This is a genomic window from Ramlibacter sp., from assembly GCF_029866045.1.
Classification (GTDB): Bacteria; Pseudomonadota; Gammaproteobacteria; order Burkholderiales; family Burkholderiaceae_C; genus Ramlibacter.
Map to the genome: position 1 here is coordinate 14,235 of NZ_JARXAB010000055.1, position 17,150 is coordinate 31,384.

Annotated in this window: 15 protein-coding genes; 12 read left to right on the forward strand and 3 right to left on the reverse strand. The window is 63.7% G+C overall.

Translation table 11 applies throughout. The features are described 5' to 3' along the window. Positions 1 to 9: 9 nt before the first annotated feature. The 3 genes from motA (at position 10) to QE494_RS06510 (ending at position 2,963) form a co-directional block, all read left to right on the forward strand. Positions 10 to 873 carry a flagellar motor stator protein MotA gene (gene motA / locus QE494_RS06500; protein WP_300042099.1) on the forward strand — a complete coding sequence of 288 codons (864 nt, stop codon included), beginning with the start codon at positions 10 to 12 and terminating at the stop codon, positions 871 to 873. Then, positions 873 to 1,898, forward strand: a complete 1,026-nt coding sequence (locus tag QE494_RS06505; RefSeq protein WP_300042100.1) for a flagellar motor protein MotB — start codon at positions 873 to 875, stop codon at positions 1,896 to 1,898. The genes motA and QE494_RS06505 overlap by 1 nt, the downstream gene beginning before the upstream one ends. A gap of 99 nt (positions 1,899 to 1,997) precedes the next feature. Then, positions 1,998 to 2,963, forward strand: coding sequence for a tripartite tricarboxylate transporter substrate binding protein (locus QE494_RS06510; protein ID WP_300042101.1), 966 nt, complete (start codon positions 1,998 to 2,000; stop codon positions 2,961 to 2,963). Positions 2,964 to 2,969: 6 nt separating this feature from the next. Here QE494_RS06510 and QE494_RS06515 read toward each other — a convergent pair whose 3' ends face one another. Further along, positions 2,970 to 4,160: a serine hydrolase gene (locus QE494_RS06515; RefSeq protein WP_300042102.1), complete on the reverse strand. Its 1,191-nt coding sequence runs from the start codon at positions 4,158 to 4,160 to the stop codon at positions 2,970 to 2,972. Between the two features lie 216 nt (positions 4,161 to 4,376). On the opposite strand from QE494_RS06515, the gene QE494_RS06520 reads away from it, so the two are divergent. After that, positions 4,377 to 5,348, forward strand: coding sequence for a tripartite tricarboxylate transporter substrate binding protein (locus QE494_RS06520; RefSeq protein WP_300042103.1), 972 nt, complete (start codon positions 4,377 to 4,379; stop codon positions 5,346 to 5,348). A 51-nt stretch (positions 5,349 to 5,399) separates the two neighbouring features. On the opposite strand, the gene QE494_RS06525 is transcribed toward QE494_RS06520, so the two are convergent. Together QE494_RS06525 and QE494_RS06530 are read right to left on the reverse strand one after the other, a co-directional pair. Beyond that, positions 5,400 to 6,128: an amino acid ABC transporter ATP-binding protein gene (locus QE494_RS06525; RefSeq protein ID WP_300042104.1), complete on the reverse strand. Its 729-nt coding sequence runs from the start codon at positions 6,126 to 6,128 to the stop codon at positions 5,400 to 5,402. Between the two features lie 17 nt (positions 6,129 to 6,145). Next, positions 6,146 to 9,082, reverse strand: a complete 2,937-nt coding sequence (locus QE494_RS06530; RefSeq protein ID WP_300042105.1) for an FAD-dependent oxidoreductase — start codon at positions 9,080 to 9,082, stop codon at positions 6,146 to 6,148. A gap of 123 nt (positions 9,083 to 9,205) precedes the next feature. Here QE494_RS06530 and QE494_RS06535 point away from each other — a divergent pair, with 123 nt between their 5' ends. From QE494_RS06535 to QE494_RS06570, 8 genes are all read left to right on the forward strand, one after another. Next, positions 9,206 to 10,126 carry a dihydrodipicolinate synthase family protein gene (locus QE494_RS06535; protein ID WP_300042106.1) on the forward strand — a complete coding sequence of 307 codons (921 nt, stop codon included), beginning with the start codon at positions 9,206 to 9,208 and terminating at the stop codon, positions 10,124 to 10,126. Positions 10,127 to 10,160: 34 nt separating this feature from the next. Continuing rightward, a complete protein-coding gene (locus QE494_RS06540) occupies positions 10,161 to 11,006 on the forward strand; it encodes an ABC transporter substrate-binding protein (RefSeq protein ID WP_300042107.1) in 846 nt (281 codons plus the stop codon). 69 nt (positions 11,007 to 11,075) lie between these two features. Beyond that, complete coding sequence (locus QE494_RS06545; protein ID WP_300042108.1) at positions 11,076 to 11,768, forward strand: amino acid ABC transporter permease; 693 nt, start codon at positions 11,076 to 11,078, stop codon at positions 11,766 to 11,768. A gap of 12 nt (positions 11,769 to 11,780) precedes the next feature. Continuing rightward, the gene (locus QE494_RS06550) at positions 11,781 to 12,518 is read left to right on the forward strand and encodes a GntR family transcriptional regulator (protein WP_300042109.1); all 738 of its coding nucleotides are present in this window, start codon (positions 11,781 to 11,783) and stop codon (positions 12,516 to 12,518) included. Beyond that, positions 12,515 to 13,933, forward strand: coding sequence for a dihydropyrimidinase (hydA, locus tag QE494_RS06555; RefSeq protein ID WP_300042110.1), 1,419 nt, complete (start codon positions 12,515 to 12,517; stop codon positions 13,931 to 13,933). The genes QE494_RS06550 and hydA overlap by 4 nt, the downstream gene beginning before the upstream one ends. 62 nt (positions 13,934 to 13,995) lie before the next feature. Next, the gene (locus QE494_RS06560) at positions 13,996 to 14,427 is read left to right on the forward strand and encodes a DUF3830 family protein (protein WP_300042111.1); all 432 of its coding nucleotides are present in this window, start codon (positions 13,996 to 13,998) and stop codon (positions 14,425 to 14,427) included. Positions 14,428 to 14,461: 34 nt separating this feature from the next. Then, positions 14,462 to 15,790 (forward strand): M20/M25/M40 family metallo-hydrolase, encoded by a 1,329-nt coding sequence (locus QE494_RS06565; protein WP_300042112.1) that lies wholly within the window; start codon positions 14,462 to 14,464, stop codon positions 15,788 to 15,790. A gap of 151 nt (positions 15,791 to 15,941) precedes the next feature. Further along, positions 15,942 to 17,102: an acyl-CoA dehydrogenase family protein gene (locus QE494_RS06570; RefSeq protein WP_300042113.1), complete on the forward strand. Its 1,161-nt coding sequence runs from the start codon at positions 15,942 to 15,944 to the stop codon at positions 17,100 to 17,102. The last annotated feature ends 48 nt before the right edge of the window (positions 17,103 to 17,150 follow it).

The following is a 17,150-nucleotide window of genomic DNA, read 5'->3' on the forward strand; positions in this document are numbered from 1 at the left end:
AGGTGACTCATGTTCTTCTTCGTTGGTTTTGTGGTGATTTTCGGCGCGGTGTTCGGTGGCTACATCGCCGCCGGCGGCAAGATGGCGCCCATCATCAAGGCGGCCCCCTTCGAGATCGTCATCATCGGCGGCGCCGCGATCGGCGCTGCGCTGGTGGGCAACAGCTTCGCGATCTTCAAGGCCGCCATGGGCGGCATCGCCAAGTGCATTTCCGGCGCTAAGTGGAAGCAGGCTGACTACTTGGCGGTGATGGTGTTGGTGGGCAAGCTTTTGGGCGTGATGAAGAAGGAAGGCGTGGTGGCCCTGGAAGCCCACGTCGAGAACCCCGACTCCAGCCCCATCTTCGGCGAGTTCCCCAAGCTGGCGCATGACCACTTCATCGTGCAGATGATCTGCGACCCGTTGCGTCTGGCCGTCATCTCCCAGGGCAACCTGGAGGCCGATACCGTCGAAGACATCATGAAGACGGCGATCAAGGCGCACCACCACGACGCGTTGCGCGCGTCGGCGGCCCTGTCCTCCATTTCGGGCTCCCTGCCTGCGCTGGGCATCGTGGCCTGCGTGCTGGGCGTGATCAAGACCATGGGCGCCATCGACCAGCCCCCGCCCGTGCTGGGCGCGCTGATTGGCGCTGCGCTGGTGGGCACCATGCTGGGCGTGTTCATGTCCTACGCCATGTTCGAGCCCTTTGCTGGCCGCCTGGCCCAGGTCATTGACGAAGACGGCCAGATCTATAACGTGATCCAGCAGATGATCGTCTCCAACCTGCGCGGCCACCCGCAGCCGGTGATGATTGAGACCGCGCGCGCCTGCATCAGCCACCACAACCAGCCGAGCTTCTCGGAAGTGTTTGACGCCTTGCGAGGGTCGTGATGGCCGAAGCTGCAGTCGCTGAGGAAGAAAAGCCCGTCGCCCAGGCCGCGCCTGCGGCTGCCGAGGCTCAGCCGCCTGCGGCCCCCGAGGCCGCGCCCGCGGCCGATGCCGGTGGCGAGCCGGTGCGGCCGATCATCAAGAAGATCATTGTTGAAGACGGCCACGGCGGTGCCCACGGCGGCGCCTGGAAGATCGCGCTGGCCGACATGATGACGGCCTTGATGGCCTTCTTCCTGCTGATGTGGCTGCTTGGCGCGACCCAGGAGGACCAGCGCAAGTCGGTGGCCGACTACTTCCGCCCCTCTTCCCACAGCCAGATCAAGTTCGGTGAGCTCGCTGGCTCCGACGGCCTTCTCGGCGGACGCTCCATCATCGACCCCGACGGCTTCCCCTTCACCGCCAAGCAAAGCTCGGTGATGGAGCGCCTCACGCCTCAGGCCAAGGGCGGCGCCAACACCGACAACGGCTCCTCGCAGCAGGAGAACAACAAGGAGGGTCCGCAGGAGGAGTCCTCCAATCCGGATGGAGGTAAGGGCTCACAAAAGCAGCAGCAGGACAACGAGAACTTCGACAAGCTCGAGAAGGAGCTCAAGCAGAAGATCTCCGACAACAAGCAGCTCTCGCAGATGCAAGACCAGATGTCCATCACCCGCGACAAGGACGGCCTTCGCATCGAGGTGATCGACAAGGCAAAGTTCTCCATGTTCCGGTCTGGCACCGCCGAACTCGATGACAAGGCCATTGCGCTGCTCAATGAGGTGGCCAAGTCGGTCAAGGGCGTGCCCAACAAGGTCGCCGTCCGCGGCCACACCGACAGCCTCGGATTCGCTCCCGACAGCGGGCGCAACAACTGGTCGCTGTCCACCGAGCGCGCCGATGCGACACGCAAGGTGCTACAGGGCGGCGGCGTTCCCTACGATCGCTTCCAGCGCATCGAAGGCGTTGCCGACACCGCGCCCTTCATCCAGGGCAATCCGGCCGATCCGCGCAACCGGCGCGTGAGCATCACCATCTTGAACCAGTAAGCGGTTCGCCCCGAGGGCGGTGACCGCACGGGATTCCTTGGTATACCATTGCGTACATCGCTGGCCGCAGGGGCTGGCGCTTGCCAAGGAGTCGTCTCCATGAAGCTGGTTTCTCTTCTGCTTTCCGCTTGGGTGCTGCTGTTTCAGCCGGTCATGGCTCAGGAGTGGCCTACCCGCCCCCTGAGGCTCATCGTCCCCTTCTCCCCCGGCGGCGGTAACGACACCGTGGCCCGAGCGGTGGCCAACCAGTTGACCAGCTCGCTGGGCCAGCCGGTGGTGGTGGAAAACCGGGCTGGCGCCGGCGGCGTGATTGGCGCCGACATGGCGGCCAAGGCAGCGCCCGACGGCTACACCATGTTTCTCGGCGGCGTGGGCAGCCTGGCGGTCAACCCGCATATCGTTCCCAAAATCAGTTACGACGCGCTGAAGGACTTTATTCCCGTGGTGCTGCTGGCGTCCGCCCCCTCGGTGGTGGCGGTGAGCCCCAAAGTACCGTTCAAGACGGTGCAGGAGATGACGGCCTACGCCAAGGCCAATCCGGGGCGCATCAACTTCGCCTCCAACGGCAACGGCAGTTCGGCCCATATCGCCACGGCCTTGTACGAAACCATGGCGGGTGTGGACATGACCCACGTGCCCTATAAGGGTCTCGCGCCGGCGATGACGGACCTGATGTCCGGCCAGGTCGACATCATGTTCTCCAGCGTGGTGGCCATCACCCCGCAGATCAAGTCTGGCAAGCTGCGTGCGCTGGCCGTCACCAGCGCGAAGCGCTCGGCGCTGCTGCCGGACCTGCCGACCCTGGCGGAGTTGGGTCTCACTGGCTACGAAGCTGGCTCTTGGTACGGCCTGCTGGTGCCAGCAGGTACGCCGGAGGCAATTGTCCGCCGTCTCAATGCGGAGTCTGTCAAGGCGCTGCGCGGCAGCAGTGTGCGTGACTCTCTCTCCAGCGAGGGCGCCGAAGTGGTGGGGAGCACGCCAGAAGAGTTTGCCCGTCACATCCGCGCCGAGCACGCCCGCATTGGCAAGATGATCAAGGACGGCCGGCTGAAGATGGAGCCCTGAGCGCACTCAGATCCGGGTGCAGGCCTCGAACAGGGTGAGCAACTCACCCTGCCAACCACCCAGGTGGTCGACCGCGGTCTGGACCAGCACGGTGCGCGTGGGCATGTCCACAATGACACGCTGGGCGTGGAACCCGTTGAAGGAAAGCCGCGAACCGTCCGGCTTGATGTGCCACATGAGCGCCTTGTAACCGGCCCCGCCCATGGCCACCCCATGGCGAACCTGGGCGTCCAGGGGGCCCCAGCGGGTGAACTCGTTCACCCATGTCTCGCTCACCACCTGGGTCCCGCCCGCACGGCCGCGGTTGGCCACCAGCGTCCCCAGTCGCGCCCAATCGCGCAGCGTTGCGGCAAAGCCGACGCAGTTGAACTCGTTGCGCTGCGAGTCCGTCGTCCAGGTGGCCATGTCCTGCGCACCCAGGGGCTGCCACAAGACCTCCTCGGCAAACTCCGACAGCGAGCGCCCGGTGACCCGCCTCATCACCATGCCGAGGGTCAGCGGGCATAGCTCGTTGTAGTTGAAGCGACGCCCTTGCTCCTGGGCCCGGCGGTTCCAGCCGGCAACCACCGAAGCGATATCCGACCCGCTGTCCAGAAAGGCGCGGGGGTAGATGGTGCTGTTGTCCCGGTCGTGCGAGATGGCAGCGCCACTGGACATGTTGCTCAGGTTGCGCAGTGTCACCCCGCCGTGCAGCGTGCCTGCCAGCTCCGGCAGGTACTTTTGCGCTTCGTCGTCGTAAGAGGCGATCAGGCCGCGATCCAGGCAAATTCCCAGCAGCAGCGAGCTCACGCTCTTGGCCATCGACCAGCTCGTCATGCGCATCGATGCGGTGCGGGCAAACCGGTAGCGCTCCAGCAAGATCTCGCCATCACGGCACACCAGCAAGCCGGTGACCGGCCACTTGTCGAGGTAGTCGTCGGGTGTCCGGAGGCCAAAGGCGGAGGGATAGCGCAGGTCGCTGACCGGAGAATCGCGCAGCGCCAGTGGCACAGGCGAAGGCGCCATGGCGCGCCAGGGCAGCACCTTTTCAAAGCCGCCGGAGTAGTTGCCAACCCGGTACAGCGGGTCGCGGTTGAGGCCGCCGTCCAGGCCGATCGGGTAGGTTCCCCGCGTACTCCATCGGTCGAATGCGGTGGCCGGCAGATGGGCCGCGCCTGCCCAGGCCACGCCGGCTCGCAAAAACTGCCGCTTGTCCATCGTGTCTCCATGTTTGCGAAGCGCCACGGACCTCCTCTGTCCGTGCACTTTGTGGGCCCGCTATTCACCTCGCTCAGTTCTCTCGCCAAGTCCCTTCGGCCATTCCCGGGGGGGCTGCAGGACTCCATCGATGTTCATTCTGGCAGTATTGGGCGACGGTGCAACAATCGCAGCATCTCGCCGCCCCAGCATCCCTTTTTTGCAGGAGAACCCACCATGAAACGTCGTCAAGTCCTCGCGCTCACCGCCGCCTCCTTGGCCGGCGCGCTGCCGCTGGCTGCCCGGGCTCAGGCCTTCCCGAGCAAGGCCCTCAAGATCGTCGTGCCCTTCGCCGCCGGCGGCGTCGCAGACATCACCGCTCGCACCGTCGCTCAGCGCATGACGGAGACCCTGGGCCAACCGGTAGTGATCGAGAACCGGCCCGGCGCCGGCGGAATCGTCGCCGCCGACCTGGTGGCCAAGTCCGACCCCGATGGCCACACGCTGCTGCTGATGTCCAACGCCAACGCGGTCAGTGCCGGCCTGTTCAAGCAATTGCCTTTCGACCCGGCCCGCGACTTCAGCGTGGTTTCGCTGCTGGGTACCTTTGACCTGGTGCTGGTCACCAGTGGTGAGTCTCGCTTCAGCGGCCTTCCCGAAATGCTGGCCTGGGCCCGCGCCAACCCGGGCAAGCTCAATATCGGCAGTATCAACATTGGCAGCACCCAGCACCTGGCGGCTGAATTGTTCAAGAGTGCAGCGGGCCTCGACGCCCAAGTGGTGCCGTTCAACGGGACGCCCGCGGTGGTCACCGCCCTGCGCGGGGGGCAGATCGACGTTGCCGCCGAGGTGCTCAGCCCTGTGCTGCCGCAGATCAGGGGCGGTGTGCTCAAGGCCGTGGCCATTACCGGCACCCGGCGCAGTGCGGCCTTGCCGCAGGTGCCCACCGCGCGCGAGGCCGGCGTCGCCAACCTGCTGGCTTCGTCTTGGAATGCGCTGGGCGTGCCGGCCCGCACCCCGCGCGAGGTGTTGGAGCGCCTTAATCGCGAGGTCGTGGCAGCCCTCAATCACGCCCCGACCCGGCAGAAGCTGATCGAGATGAACATCGAGCCCAGCCCGGGCACCCCTGCGCAGGGCCAGGACTGGCTGGCGAGCGAGACCCGGCATTGGGGCGAGGTGATCCAGCGGGCGGGTATTCAGAAGCAGTGAGCGAGCGGGGGCGCAGGCCGCCCCTGCGCCCGCTTGAATCTGGCGAGGCAGTCAGTGCTTGAGGATCTTCGATAGAAACTGCTGTGAGCGTTGCGAACGAGTGGTGGAAAAGAAGTCGTCCTTGGTGCAGTCTTCAACGATCTGGCCTTCGTCCATGAAGATCACCCGGTCGGCAACCTGCCGGGCAAAACCCATTTCGTGGGTGACGCACACCATGGTCATCCCTTCGCGCGCCAGGGTGACCATGACTTCGAGCACCTCCTGAATCATCTCGGGGTCGAGCGCAGAGGTCGGCTCGTCGAACAACATGGCGATCGGGTCCATCGCCAGGGCCCGGGCAATCGCGACGCGCTGCTGCTGCCCGCCTGAGAGTTGGGCGGGGTACTTGTGCGTATGGGCCTGGAGGCCGACCCTGTCCAATAGCTTCTCGCCTTTCGCCACAGCCTCCTCCTCCGAGCGCTTGAGCACCTTGCGCTGGGCCAGGGTGAGGTTCTGAAGAATCGTCAGATGGGGAAATAGCTCGAAGTTCTGGAACACCATGCCCACTTGTGCGCGCAGCAGTGACATGTCTGTGTCCTTGGCACCCAGCGTCTTGCCATTGATGCTGATCGAGCCGCTGTTTATCTTTTCAAGGCCATTGATGCACTTGATGAGAGTTGACTTACCCGATCCCGAGGGGCCGCACACCACCACCACCTCGCCTCTGGTGATGCTGGCCGACACGTTCTTCAGTGCCTGGAAGCTGCCGAAATTTTTGTTGACGTTGACGATTTCAATCATGCACGGATCCTCGAGTGTCAGAAGCGAGCCAGCGAGTAGGGGTGTGGGTCAAATGACGCCGAGCGCCTGAGGAGGAGGTCGACCGTCATACGGGCGACCACGGGCGACAGCGTGTAGCCGTTCGATGTGACGGCGTTGTAGAAGCCCGGCACACCCGGCGCCTCACCCAGGATGGGCGCACCGTCAATGTTGATGTTCATGGCGGCCCAAGTTCTCAGCACGCGCAGCCCCTGGACCTGTGGCACCACGCGCTGAGCTACCCAGAGGTTGCCCTCCACGCTTTGGCGCAGGGTGGTGTTGAACCGCCGCCGGTCATCGTAAGAGGCTGTCCAGCCACCGCCCACGATCAGTCCGCCCGTGGCGGCTTGCTTGAGGCTCAGGTGACGATCGGCGTGCGCCACCAATTGCTTGACCATGGCGGGCGCTGTTTCGGTGACGATCATCTGCAAGGGCGCGCTGTGGACCGGCAGGTCCAGGCCGACCATCGCCCCGACTTCGCGGCTCCAGGGGCCAGCGGCGTTGATGACCGTGCCTGCCTCGATCACGCACCGCGAGGTCTTCACGCGCCAGCGCGTGCCGGCCCTCTCCAAGTGCTCGACGCTGGCACCGCGAATGAATCGAGCTCCCGCAGCCTGCGCCGCTTTCAAGACGCCGTACGTCGCTTTGAGCGGGTTGATCTTTCCTTCTTGCGGTGCGTACTCCGCGCCGAGCATTTGATGGGAAATCGCAGGCGCCAGTGATCTGAGTGTTGCGGCGTCGATGATCTCGTTTTCAATGCCGAATTGGCGCTCCAGGGCGGCCTTGGCTTGGAGGAACTTCATGCCTTCCGGGGTGTCGGCCACCATGAGCCCGCCAGTGGTCGAGATCTCAAAGTCGCCGCCGGTTTGCGCCTCCAGCTCTCTCCACAACTGGACCGAGGCCGGGCCGAGGGGCAGGGTCTGCGCGGCGGGTCCGCCGCCCGCTTCAGCCTTGGCGCCGAAATCGAACGAGAGCAACTGCACATGCAGGCTGCCGGCGTTGGCGCCCGAGGCCTGCATATTGGCTTCGTCCCGCTCGACCACCAGCACGTCGCGGCCCTCGCGGGCCAGGTAATGGGCCAGGCAGGCCCCCATGACGCCTGCGCCGATCACCAATACCTCGGCCTGTTGCAGTGGCAGTGGCTGCGTCTCGGTCGGGCGCGCGATATTCGGTGTGATCGAGCGCTTGTGACCGCCCCATTCCGGCTTTTCAAACGCCATGCATCCGGCGGGCACTGGCTTGGCAGGCAGGCGGGGCGCGAACAATTGCTCGGGCTCCCGGGGCTTGCCCTTGATCTCGTGCAGCAGCTTGTCGACGGTGCACGCGCAGTAGCGTCCCTGGCAGCGGCCCATGCCCAGACGGGTCATGCGCTTGAGCGGGCCCAGGCTGTCAAAGCCCTCCGCGATGGCCTCTCTGAGCTGGCCCAGGCTCACTTCCTCGCACCGGCAGGCCACGGTTGAATCGGGTAGGCCTTGCAGACGGACGGGGGGCGCCTGAAAAAGTGTCCAGAGGGCCTCCTGGAATTTCAGTGCCCGATCCAGTGCCGCGTCCGCATGGCGCATCACCGCCGGATCGACGCTTTTCCCCAGCGCGCTGGCGGCGGCCATGCCGGCCAATGTGCCTCGCGCCAGGGCCACCCGCGCACCACCCAGGGAACTGCCGTCGCCGATGGCAAAGACGTCTGGCAGGCTTGTTTGACCCGCCCGCGTGGTCTCGGTCTCGAGGTAGCCAATGTGGCGGTCGACAAGCCGGTGGGCGCACCCGAGGGCGCGGGCCAGCTCGGTGGAGGGAATGAAGCCGTAGCCCAGGCACAGGGTGTCCGCCTCGGTCGTGGTGGCACGTGTCAGGTCAGGCGCGCCAGCGCCGTTCAGCGGCGCGTAGACCACGCCTTGCAGGCGGCCGTCGCCCTGGGCCTGCACCACGCCGTGGCCCCAGCGCACAGAAACGCCGTGCCGGCGCAGTTCGGCGACGTAGCCCAGGCCCTGCGCCATCAAATCAGGCGCGAAGCGCCAGGCCTTGAGCAGCGTGCGCCACATCGCGGGGGTGGGGGCAGGCGCTGACTCCAGCACCGCAGCGACCTGCACCCCCGCGCGGACCATTTCCACCGCAAGTTGCAGGTTCAACGGGCCATTGCCGGCGATCACCACTTTCTGGCCGGGCGAGACTTTGTAGGCCCGCACCAGCGTCTGGGCAGCGCCGGTGGTCATGACCCCGGGCAGCGTCCAGTTGGCGAACGGAACCGGCCGCTCGTAGGCGCCGGTAGCCAAAATCAACTGGCCAGGGCGAAACACGGTTTCTGCGCCGTCCACCATGGCGATCACTTCCTGGGGCGTGTCCGCGCCCCAGACCGTCACCTCCTGGAGGATGCGCACGCCCGCATTCAGTGCAGCTTGGGTCAGTGCCAAGCCCTCGGCGAACTGCTTGTCGGCAGGCCGGGTGGCCGTGTGCGAGGGTGCCAGTGGTTTGAAATATTGCCCGCCGCTCTGTGGCCGCTCGTCGAGGACCACGACGCTGGCGCCCGCACGGGCTGCGCTGACCGCGGCGGCGAGGCCCGCTGGGCCAGCGCCTACCACCAGCACGTCCACCGCCTCCGCTCGCGGCTCGGCGCTGGTGGGTGCTGTGCACAGGGGGGCAAGTGGATCCTGCGCCGTTCCCGCGGGCATTTGAGACCGCACGGTTTGGCCCTCCCTCACCTTCTCCAGGCAGGCGCGAACGCCCGCCTGGCCGTCGACGGTCACCACGCAATCGAAACAAGCGCCCATTCCGCAATAGAGCCCGCGCGGTTCTTGCTTGCGGGTGTTGCGGAAGGTCTGGATTCCGTGCGCCTGGAGTGTGGCGGCGATCGTTTCCCCCGCAAGTGCGGACAAACGCCTGCCGTCAAAGGTGATTTCAACCGTGACGTCGGCGGGTCTGGCGCTGGCGTGTTGGATTCGCATGGGGAGGGGCGACGCGAGGTCCTGAGGCTAATGAATACGACCGTTGCACGATGAGTATACTGCCGGTATATTAACCTTGCGCAAAGCCAAAACGTTTTCAAAGAACCCCCTGCGAGTCCCCTCATGAGTCCGACAAAAAACACAGGCAAGAACTGGCGCGGCACCTTCACCGTACTGGTGACCCCATTCACCGCAGACGGCAAGTCGGTTGACGTCCCCGCGCTGCGGCGCCTCGTCGATTGGCAAATTGAGCAAGGCATCCACGGACTGATCCCCCTGGGCAGCACGGGCGAGTTCCTCTCCATGACGATGCAGGAGCAAGAGGAGGTGATTGAGGTCTGTGTTCGCCAGGCGGCGGGCCGGGTGCCTGTGCTGATTGGCACGGGCGCCGAATGGACTGACGAGGCCGTGATGAAAGCCCGCTTGGCCGAAAGCCTGGGGGCCGACGGCGTGATGATCATCCCGCCGTACTACAGCACGCCCACCCCCGACGAACTGTTCGCGCACTTCCGAAAGATCGGCGAGTCCGTGTCCATGCCGATCATGGTCTACAACAACCCGGCGACATCCAATGTCGACCTCACGCCGGACATCGTCGCCCGGCTCGCGCAAATCGATAACGTTCGCTACATCAAGGAGTCCACCCTCGAAGTGACCCGTGTGCGGGACATCATCGAGCTGTGCGGCGACAAGATGACTGTCTTTGCCGGCATCCTAGGGTATGAGTCATTCTGGCTGGGTGCCCAGGGCTGGGTGGCGGTTTGCTCCAACTTCCTGCCCCGCGACTCCGCGCGCCTGTTCGAGCTGGTCGCCGACCACAAGGACCAGCCGGCCGCCCTCGCGCTCTACAAACGCATCCTGCCCCTGGTCAAGATGGTCGGCGGACACCGCTACGTGGCCGCCAGCAAGGTGGCCCTGGACTACATGGGACTGCCGGTCGGCACGCCCCGCCCGCCGCGCCTGCCATTGCCCGCCGCCGATACAGTTGAACTGAAAGCGATGCTCGATCGCCTGCAGCTCAAGGACTCGATTCCCGTTCACTGATGGTCGTTTTTGCATTACTCAAAGGAGCCCCGCGATGAAAAAGAGCGTTTTCGGATTCAACCTTCGTGCGTGCCTGGTCCTGGCTGGATCCATGGCGCTGACCGGCCTGGCCGCTGCGCAGACCTGCGCGCCCAAGGTGCCGGCCTCCGAGCTGGTCAAGCCAGGCACCCTGGTCATGTCTACCAACCCAACCCTGCCCCCGATGCAGTTCGTCGACAGTGCGGGTGTCCTCAAAGGCATGCGTATCACGTTGGGTGACGAAATCGCCAAACGCCTTTGCCTGAAGCCCGAATACATCAAGATCGAGTTTTCAGCGATGGTTCCCGGCCTGCAGTCCGGGCGCTGGGATTTGATCAACACCGGCATCTTCTGGACCGAAGAGCGGGCCAAGATCATGCAGATGATTCAGTACGAAGCGCAAGCGGTGAGCATTTCGGTTGCCAAGGGCAATCCGCTCAAGATCTCCAAGCCTGAAGACCTCGCCGGTCGCACGGTGGGCGTCGAGCTTGGTGGTTTCGAAGAGCGCAAGCTCAAGGAACTCGATGACATGCTCAAGGCAAAGGGCCTCAAGGGCATCAACATCCGCACCTTCGACAACTTTGCCACCGCCTACCAGGCACTGCGCGCGGGCCAAACCGAGGCCAGTGTGACCATTGATTCCACCGGAGCGGAATATGCCAAGCGCGGAGAGTTCGACCGCGCCATCAGCGGCCTGTTCCCCACGCCTGTGGCCCTGGCACTCAAGAGCACAGTCCTCGCCAATGCCGTCGTGGGCGTGTTCAACGACATGCAAAAAGACGGCACCTACGCCAAGTTGATGTCGGAGTACGGCCTGCTGGCCAACAAGGATCCGATCAAGGTCAACGGCCCGAGCAAGTAAAGGCCAGCGGGCTACAGGCGGTCGAGCGATCGCCTGCAGCCCGAAGTACAGCATCACCAGGGAGTCGGAATGAAGGCTTGGGATTGGGGCGGGTTCTTCGAGTACCTGGTGAACCCCTATCTTCTGCAGGGGGCTTTTGTCACCCTGGGGTTGACGGTGGCTGCCATTGCTGGCGGACTGGTCGTGGGGTGCCTGCTTTCGCTCCTGCGCCTCTCAAGCCACAAATGGATGGTGGCCATCGCCAAAGGCTACATCTGGATCTTCCGCGGCACGCCGCTGCTGGTTCAGTTGATCATCATCTACACCGGCTTGCCGCAGCTCGGAATCAAATTTTCGGTTCTGGAGTCGGCCCTGCTGGGCCTGGTTCTCAATGAAGCGGCCTACCTGGCGGAAATCATCCGCGGAGGCATTCTGGGTGTGTCGGCTGGCCAGAGCAGCGCCGCACGAGCGCTGGGCCTCAATTCCGCGCAGACCATGATGTACGTGGTGTTGCCCCAGGCGATCCGGATCATCATTCCGGCGCTCGGCAACAGCATCAACGGTCTGCTCAAAACCACATCGATCACTTCCGTCATCTCCATGGAGGAACTGCTTCGCAAGACGCAAATCCTGATCCAGGAGAAATTCCTGGTCCTCGAGCTATTTGCCGTCGCGGCCCTCTACTATTTGCTCCTCACCTCCGTGTGGGACATCATTCAAAGGCGTATTGAGGCGCGCTATGGCCGCGCCTACAAATCAATTTCGGTCAACGAAGGACACTGAAAGGCTAAAGCCATGGGACTGGCGTTGCACGCGATCGATCTGGAGCACAAACCCCGGCCGGCGGGTAGTTTTCCGCAACGCCCGGAGGGCAGCCCCAACCTGGCGGAGCAGGCGTATTCGCATCTGCGCACATTGATCCTGGGTCGACATATTGTGGGCGGAACGGGCCTCTCCGAAGGGCGACTCGCCACGGAGCTGAACGTCTCCCGAACCCCCATGCGCGAGGCCTTGGTGCGACTGGCGGGCGAGGGCCTGCTGGAGAAAACGGCTGAGGGAGTTTTCCGTGTGCGCTCGGTATCCATTCGGGATTTCTTCGAGTGCATGGAGGTGAGAGAACTGCTGGAGTGTCATGCCATCGAGCGCGCAATTGCCATCGCGCCGGATGCCGAACTGAAATCCCTTCACGACGAGTTGAAGGCGCTGCCTGCGTCGTCACAGGACGACTTGGCGCATTGGCAATTTGACAACCGCTTCCACTCCTTCTTCGCCACCATGGCCAGAAACCAGGCCCTGGCGCGCGCCATCCAGCGCGAGCGGGTGGTGGCCCGGCTGTTTCGCATCTCCTCACCCTTCCACCGTCAGTCCGAAAGCGATGTGGAGCACATCGAGATCATGGACGCGGTCATGCAGCGCGACGTCAAGTCGGCCCAGGCCGCCATGCGCCGCCATCTGCAAAACCTGCAAAACGATGCGCGTCGCGAGATTGAAAGCCAGGCCTATCTGGCCCCACGCAACCAGGATCTGGGATGACACGATTTGAAACCATCATCCGTGGCGGTACCGTCGTCACTGCCTCTGACACGTTTGAAGCTGATGTAGGAATCAGCGAGGGCAAGATCCAGGCCATTGGTCGAAACTTGCCCGATGGCAACCAAGTGATTGACGCCAAGGGGCGGCTGGTTCTTCCCGGTGGTGTGGACGGACACTGCCACCTCGACCAGCCGACCGGCGACGGCTCCCAGTGCGCCGACGACTTCTACACCGGCACAGTCGCAGCGGCCTTTGGCGGAACGACCACGGTCATTCCCTTCGCCTGCCAGTTCCGCGGCATGCCAATGCAGGCCGCGGTGGATGACTATCACCGCCGAGCCCAAGGCAAGGCCGTCATCGACTACGCCTTCCACCTGATCGTGAGCGACCCCACCGAAGCGCTCCTGAAAGTGGATCTCCCGCGTTTGATCGGCGAGGGATACACCTCGTTCAAGATCTACATGACCTATGACGACATGAAGTTGAACGACAAGCAGGTCGTACAGCTTCTGTCGGTGGCTCGCCAGCATGGCGCCATGGCCATGATCCATGCCGAAAACTCGGACCTGATCGCCTGGCTCACCGATACATTGCTCGAGCAGGGCAAGACCGAGCCGCGATACCACGCGGCCGCAAGGCCGATGCTGGTCGAGCGCGAAGCCACGCACCGCGCCATCACCTTCGCCGAACTTGCGGATGTCCCCATCCTCATCGTTCATGTCTCAGGGCGTGAGGCGGTGGAGCAAATTCATTGGGCGCAGGGCCGTGGCATGCGCATCTACGCCGAGACCTGTCCTCAATACATCACCCTCACCGAAGAAGACCTGGCCAAGCCCGGCTTCGAGGGCGCCAAGTGCATTTGCAGCCCACCACCGCGCAACAAGGCGAACCAGTCGGTCATCTGGGACGGCCTGGACAGCGGCCTGTTCCACATCTTTTCCTCGGACCATGCCCCGTTTCGCTATCAGTCCGAGACAGGCAAGATGCTCAAGGGCGAGAGCACGCCGTTCAACTGGATCCCCAACGGTGTGCCAGGCATCGAGACCCGCCTTCCCATCCTCTTTTCCGAGGGCGTCAAGAAGGGTCGGATCAGTTTGAACAAATTTGTCGAACTGGTGTCGACCAATCCGGCCAAGATGTACGGTTTGCATCCTCGCAAGGGTGCTATCGCCGTCGGGAGCGATGCCGACGTGGTGGTGTTCGACCCTGACCTGCGTCGTGTCATCCGCAGTGACAAGCTTCACCACAATGTCGACTACACGCCCTATGAGGGCATGGTGGTGGATGGCTGGCCTGTCACTGTCCTTTCCCGCGGCCAGGTCGTCATTGGCGATGGCAAGTTGATGGCCGCCGCCGGCCAGGGGCAGTTCCTTCCATGCGGCCGGCCGGAGATGGCCCGCCCCAAGGTGGCCTGATCCTGCGCGCTCGCATCTGACCACAGCCCCTTCGGGCGCTTCTTTAGCCACACGTACCCCCCATGAGCTCACAGCCGCACCTCCCACAACTCAAAATTACCGCAGGCTCTTTTGTCTTCGACGCCCGACTCGAAACCACGCTGGCGCCCGAGACCTGTGCCGCCATGCTCCCCTTGTTTCCTTATCGGCAAAAGCTGATTCACGTGCGCTGGAGTGGCGAGGGCGTCTGGATCCCGCTGGGCGACAAGCACTTCGATTTGAAGTGGGAAAACCACACCAGCTACCCGGCCCCAGGGCAGATGATTCTTTATCCCGGGGGTATCAGCGAGTGTGAAATCTTGCTGGCGTATGGCAGCGTGCACTTTGCCAGCAAGCTGGGCCAGCTCGCGGGAAACCACTTCATCACGCTCACCTCCAACCTCGACCAGCTCCCGGCTCTGGGTAAGAAGGTCTTGTGGGAAGGCGCGCAGGACCTGCTGATCGAGCTGGCCTGATTCCTTCAGAACACACGCACGAGAAGGCCGCCGAATGAATGAATTTGCCCCCCTTCTTGCGCAAACGGTTGCCAGCCGGCGCGAGAGCATCGTCGGTTTTTTGCGGGACTTGATCGCCGAGACCCGGCACGGCGAGGCCGCCGTGCTTCGCGCCATTGCAAAAGCGTCTGCAGACATGGGCTGCCGTGTTGAGTGGGTCGAATACGACCCGCAAGCCGTTCCCATGGTCGAAGAGTTTGCCGCCGAGGAAGCCATGACGCCGGGCCTGCGCCAGTGCGTCGTGGCGCGTATCGGAACGCCGGGTGCGGGCCGAAGCCTGCTATTTTTTGGCCACCCCGACAGCGAGCCGCTTTCCCGGCTCGATGAATGGAGGCATGACCCCTTCAAAGGCGAGATCAGCGGCGACCGGATCCACGGCTGGGGCGTTGCCGACGACCTGGCTGGGGTGGCCATCTACACCCAGGCGATTGCGCTGCTCAAGGCTTGCGGCTTGCAGCCCAAGGGGGATGTCATCTTGGTCAGTACGCCCAGCAAGCGGCATGCGCGAGGTGTCTCTGCGCTGTTGCACCAGGGGCTCACGGCTGACGCCGCCATCTATCTTCACCCTGCTGAATCAGGGTTGGGTATGAAGGAAATCAAGGCTTTCGCATCCGGGCAGCTGGAATTCAGGATCCGGGTCGAAGGCACCGCGCCGCCGACCTCCGAGCCCCTGCAGACCGCCTTTGCGCATCTGGCCGTCAATCCGGTGGCCAAGGCTTTCCAGGTGTTTGAAGCACTCATGCGCTTGGACGAACGGCGCGGCGCCCAGCTGCACCACCCCTTGCTGCATCAGGCGGTGGGCCGATCGACCAATCTCATGGTGTCCACGATGAACTGCGACCCGACCGACTCGCTCTCGCGCGTGCGCAGCGAGTGCTGGCTCGGAGGCGCCATCTCGTTTGCGCCGCCAGAGCCGATGGCCCAGGTGATGAGACAGGTGGAGGAGACTTTGGCGGCCTTGGGTCAGGACGATCCGTGGTTTCGCGAGCACCCGCCGCAACTGCAATGGGAGTCGGGCGTCACCGGAGCCGAGGTCTCATCGGAGCACCCGCTGTATCGGGCGTTGGCCGGTGCCATTGAGCAGGTTACCGGCCATGTGCCTCAGGTCAACCCGATGCACACGTCCAGCGACATCCGCAACCCGATGGTCCAAAAGGCAATCCCGACGGTGGGTCTCGGCCCCCTGTGCGGCGATTTGTCGCAAAACGGACAAACAGACGAATGGGTGGATGTGGAGGACTACCTCTCGGCGGTCGCCGTCGTTGCCACCACGATCGTGGACTGGTGCGGCGTTGAGCCGTTCAAAGCGGGTCAAAAAGTCTAGGGCGCAATCTTGGAGGCCGCCGGTAGCACTCGGCGCTCGCCTGTTGATCCGCCGATCAATCAATGCGGTTTCATCGGCGCTGGATCAAGGAATATGATTTTGATTGCGGCTCCATGCGCTGCCCAGCCGCGCCCCCTCCAGGACTTTTCTCATGCTCCACGCCCCCGACCAATACCAGGAACTTCGCGACGCAGTGCGCGCGCTCTGCGCCCAGTACCCCGACGAGTACTTCCGCAAGATCGATGAAAAGCGGGGTTACCCAGAGGAGTTCGTGACCGCGCTCACCAAGGCCGGCTGGCTGGCCGCATTGATTCCGCAGGAGTTCGGCGGCCCGGGCCTGTCTATGGCCGAGGCCTCGGTCATCATGGAAGAAATCAACCGCTCCGGCGGCAACTCCGGCGCCTGCCACGGGCAGATGTATGTCATGAACACCATCGTGTTCAGCGGATCCCAGGCGCAAAAAGAACATTACCTGCCCAAGATCGCCGCCGGCGAACTGCGGGTGCAGGCCATGGGGGTGACCGAGCCCACCACCGGCAGCGACACCACCAAGCTCAAGACCACCGCGGTTAAGAAAGACGGCCGCTGGGTGATCAACGGCCAGAAGGTCTGGATCTCCCGCGTGCAGCACAGCGACCTGCTGATTTTGCTGGCCCGCACCACCCCTATTTCCGAGGTAGAGCGCAAGAGCGACGGCCTCAGCTGCTTCATCATCGAGCTGGACAAGGCCATCGGCAACGGCCTCACGGTGCGGCCTATTTTGAACATGGTCAACCATGAAACCAACGAGCTGTTCTTCGACAACCTCGAGCTGCCCGAAGACGCGCTGCTCGGGCAGGAGGGCAAGGGCCTCAAGGTGATCTTCGAGGGCCTCAACGCCGAGCGCACCCTGATTGCGGCCGAATGCATCGGCGACGGCTATTGGTTCATCGAGCGGGCGCGCAACTATGCCAATGAGCGCAAGGTGTTCGGGCGGCCCATCGGCCAGAACCAGGGCATTCAATTCCCGCTGGCCGAGTCCTTCATTGAATTGGAAGCAGCCAGCCTCATGCGTTGGCGTGCCTGCGAGAAGATCGACGCGCGCCAGAACGCTGGTGTTGAGGCCAATATGGCCAAGTACCTGGCCGCCAAGGCCAGCTGGGAGGCGGCCAACGCCTGCTTGCAGACCCATGGTGGTTTTGGCTTTGCCTGCGAGTACGACGTCGAGCGCAAGTTCCGCGAAACCCGTCTCTACCAGGTAGCACCCATCTCCACCAACATGATCCTGAGCCACGTCGCCGAGCACGTGCTCAAGCTCCCGCGCTCCTTTTGAGCGGCCGCCGGGACGCAGCGACCCCGGCTGGCTCGCGAGCGCATTCAC